This is a genomic window from Streptomyces sp. 13-12-16 (genome assembly GCF_002114215.1).
In the GTDB taxonomy this organism is placed as follows: Bacteria; Actinomycetota; Actinomycetes; order Streptomycetales; family Streptomycetaceae; genus Streptomyces.
Map to the genome: position 1 here is coordinate 1 of NZ_NCTE01000814.1, position 2,004 is coordinate 2,004.

General features: G+C 72.6%; 2 protein-coding genes. Both read right to left on the reverse strand.

Annotated elements, in window-relative coordinates:
• Positions 1-1,057 (reverse strand): MFS transporter (locus B7767_RS29520; RefSeq protein ID WP_085574827.1); only part of this gene is annotated, 1,057 nt, incomplete at its 3' end.
• Positions 1,058-1,130: 73 nt separating this feature from the next.
• Positions 1,131-2,004: carbohydrate ABC transporter permease (locus B7767_RS29525; RefSeq protein ID WP_085574826.1), on the reverse strand; the 874-nt coding region annotated here is incomplete at its 5' end.

Below are 2,004 nucleotides of genomic sequence, written 5' to 3' on the forward strand. Positions count from 1 at the left end.
CCGGCACCGAGATGCCCAGGTAGGCCACCACGAACAGCGTCGAGATCACCGCCGCGCGCCGGTCCGGCGGGGACGCCCCGCTCACCGCGGACAGCGCGCCGCGGAACGCGAGCCCCTGGCCGAACCCTCCGGTGACCGCGCTCAGCACCACCAGCGCCAGCAGGTCCCCGTACAACGCGCCCGCGAGCAGCGCCAGCCCGGCGAGGAGGCCGGCGCACCCCAGCGGCAGTGACCGGACCGTGCCGACCCGGCCGGCGGCCAGTTGCCCGCCGGTCGAGGCGAAGAAGGCCAGCGCCACGACCAGCCCGCTCACGGCGTGGTCGGTCACGTCCAGGTACCGCGCGAGGAAGGCCGGGCTGACGGAGGTGAACACGCCGAACAGGGCGAACCCCACGAACGAGGCGGTCGCCGCCGGCCCGAACACCGGCCGCACCCGCGGGGGCACGCCGGGCCGCTGCGGTCGTACGGTGTTCAGCGGGCGGCGCTCCGCCACGGTCTCCGGGAGTCGCAGCAGGACGGCGGCCGAGCAGGCCACCAGGGCGAGGTGCACGGCGAACGGCAGGTACAGCGGCCAGGGCGCGTACTCGGCGAGGACTCCGGCGAGCAGCGGACCGCAGCCGAGGCCGCCCATGTTGACGGCGGTGGCGACGAACGTGGCCCGAAAGGCCCCGCCGGGCGGTGCCGACTCCATGACGTACGCCGTGGCGGCCCCGGTGAACAGTCCGGCGGAGAGTCCCGACAGCAGCCGTCCGGCGTACAGCCAGCCCAGTGCGGTGGCGCACAGGAAGCAGACGGCGCTCGCGGCCGCGCAGCCCAGGCCCCACAGCAGCACCGGACGTCTGCCCACGGCGTCCGAGGCGTTGCCGGCCAGCAGCAGTACTCCGATGACCGCGAAGGCGTACACGGCGTAGACGACGGTGACCGTCAGTTCGGAGAAGCCGAACTTCTGCTGGTAGAGGGGGTAGAGCGGGGTCGGCAGCGTGGTGCCGGTCATGCACACCGCGAACACCGCCCCGCCGAGCAGACACACCCGCCATCCGCGGCGATCACCGGCCATGCCCCGACGCTAACGCCTCACCCGGCCGCGGCCCCTTGCGGCACGCCACCGGCCGGGTGTCACCGGACCGGTGTCACTGACCGCCCAGGCCGGTCGTCGCCACCGACTTCACGATGTGCCGCTGGAAGAAGACGAACACCAGCACGAGAGGCAGCGCGGCCAGTACCGAGGACGCCATCGTCTGGGCGTAGTTGACGCCGTAGGCGTCCTTCACCGCGGTGATGCCGACCGGCAGGGTCATCAGTTCCGGGTCGGACGTGGACACGAACGGCCACATGAAGTTGTTCCACGCGCCGATGAACACGAAGATCGACACCGCGGCGAGCATCGGGCGGGACAGCGGCAGCACCACCGACCAGAAGATCCGGGCGTGGCCGGCGCCGTCGATGCGGGCGGCTTCCTCCAGCTCGCGCGGGAGGGAGTCGAAGTGCTTCTTCAGGATGAAGACCATCACCGGCGCGACCGTCTGCGGCAGGATCACCGCCGCGTAGGTGTCCACCAGGCCCAGGGTGAGCATCTGCTGGAACCACGGCACGATCAGGAGCTGCGGCGGCACCAGGATCGACGCCATGGTGACGGTGAACAGCCACCGCCGCCCGCGGAACAGGGTGCGGGAGAAGGCGTAGCCGGCCATCGCGGACACGCCCACGGTGATGACGGTGACGGCCGCCGCGATGAAGAAGCTGTTCAGCATCCACAGGGGCAGGTCGCCGCGCTCGATCACGGTGCGGAAGCCGTCCAGGGTGAAGCCGCCCTGCGGCCGGATCCAGTGCAGCGGGTCGCTGGCGTCCTGCTCGGACTTGAACGCCGTGAGCACCGCCCAGGCCATCGGCAGCAGCCAGATCAGCGCCATCACCGCGAGGGCCGCCAGGGCCAGGGCGCGGGACAGCCGGCTCGGGCCGAGGGTGAGGCCGGGGCCGCGCCGCGGGGCCGGCCGGTCGCGGCGG